The 1,759-nt window shown below is 32.0% G+C and carries 2 protein-coding genes; one reads left to right on the forward strand and one right to left on the reverse strand.

Annotated features, from left to right (window positions below):
- The first annotated feature begins 91 nt into the window (after window positions 1-91).
- The gene (locus HMPREF0650_RS02020) at window positions 92-844 is read left to right on the forward strand and encodes a nitroreductase family protein (RefSeq protein WP_225883635.1); all 753 of its coding nucleotides are present in this window, start codon (window positions 92-94) and stop codon (window positions 842-844) included.
- Window positions 845-948: 104 nt separating this feature from the next.
- Here the strand turns inward: HMPREF0650_RS02020 and erm are convergent, their stop codons facing one another.
- Complete coding sequence (gene erm / locus HMPREF0650_RS02025; RefSeq protein ID WP_004342665.1) at window positions 949-1,749, reverse strand: 23S ribosomal RNA methyltransferase Erm; 801 nt, start codon at window positions 1,747-1,749, stop codon at window positions 949-951.
- Between the last annotated feature and the right edge of the window lie 10 nt (window positions 1,750-1,759).

A 1,759-nucleotide genomic window follows, 5' to 3' on the forward strand; every position in this document is an offset into this window, starting at 1 on the left:
TGAATAAAATTTAAAGGAGACAAAAATGCCACAAATTCTTATAGACAGAAAAACATGTTCTAAATGCAATACTTGCGCAACTGTATGTGTAATGGGAATCATTGATAAATCGACAGCCTTAAATTATCCAACCATACCTGAAGAAAAATTGGATTATTGTTTAAAATGTGGTCATTGTGAGTCTTTTTGTGCACAGAAGGCTCTTACCTTAGATTTCCTTCTTGACGAAAAAATTAATACGTCTTTTTTGGATAGTCAGATTGAACCACAGAATATAGCATTGTATATAAAAAGTCGACGTTCTGTGAGACATTATTCTTCAAAGACAGTTAATAAAGAGTTAATTGCTAAAGTTATTGATATAGCCCGTTATGCTCCATCTGGAGGGAATGGACAACCAGTAAAATGGATTGTTATTCATAAACCATCAGAGGTAAATCGTGTTGCAAGTTTAACCGTTGATTGGATGCGAACTATTCAAAACACATCACATCCTCTAGCAGATTATGTACCTGCAATAATTTCAACTTGGGATAGTGGTTTGGATTTGATTTGCCATAATGCTCCCCATTTACTTTTTGCACATGTTCCTATTGAGCCAATTGATGACCCTACCGAAGCAATTATTGCTTTGACTCATTTTGATATTGCTGCGCCCGCTTTTGGTATCGGTACATGTTGGGCTGGATTCGTAAAGTTGGCTATAGACAATTATAAACCATTAAAGGATTTGTTATCAATACCAGAAGAACGTAAAGCGGCTTGTCCAATGCTATTTGGATATTCAAGTTATAAAATAACTTCTATTCCGAGACGCAATCCTGTGGATATTACATGGAAGTAAAATAGAAGTTACTTAATGACTAAAATGGTGTATTAAACAGTTAATCTTGATTCAGTAAAAAAAATAATTTTGTTTTACTGAATCAGACTCTAATCAACTAACAATTAAGAGGGATGGTTTTTTTCAGGAACTCTCTCCAACATTTCCAAAAAACAACATTCCCATTGTTTTGCAGCCAAACTAACAATTTGACAATTAAGATTTATTCCATATTTATCAGCAATAACTCTGACTTGACTTTTTCTGAATATTGTCTTTAATACAGTTCTGGCTGGCAAATCGGGTTTTTGCAACAAGAAAGTGAGAAAATTCAGATATTTTCTTTTCAATTCATAACTTATTGACATTTTTTTTCTTTCAATCTTTAAAAGTGCTGACTTGACTTTTGGTGGTGGCAAAAAACTCTCATGAGATATTTCATACATAAGTTTTAAATCAAAAAAAGTATGATAAAACACAATATATGGATTGAAAACTTTTTTTGAAAATAACTTTTGGGCAGGTTCAAGTTGCATTATCAATGAACCACCCATAAAATGCTCAACACTATCAAACATCAAGGATTTTAAAATTTCAGAAGTTATTCTGAAAGGGATATTAGACACAACTTTAAAATTTCTTTTTGGTATGGTGTAACATCTAAAATCACAATCAATAATTTTGACATTCGTGTTGTTAGAAAACTTGTTTTTTAGAATGGACAATAGCGATTTATCATTCTCTATTGCAATTATATTTGTGCATTGACGAACTAAATGAACAGTCAAAAATCCTTTTCCGGCACCAATATCTATAACAGTGTCGGATTCATTTATTTTCGCAATTTTAATTGCATCATCTATCAGCACTTTATCTATAGTAAAATGCTGTCCCGTGTATCTTACGGGCAGTTTATTTTTTATCATTACTTATTTC

Origin of the sequence: Hoylesella buccalis ATCC 35310 (assembly GCF_000177075.1) — a bacterium.
Classification (GTDB): Bacteria; Bacteroidota; Bacteroidia; order Bacteroidales; family Bacteroidaceae; genus Prevotella; species Prevotella buccalis.

Coding starts and splice junctions, on each gene's coding strand:
- HMPREF0650_RS02020 (WP_225883635.1), top strand. CDS start 92: ATGGGAATCATTGATAAATCGACAGCCTTAAATTATCCAACCATACCT.
- erm (WP_004342665.1), bottom strand. CDS start 1,749: ATGATAAAAAATAAACTGCCCGTAAGATACACGGGACAGCATTTTACT.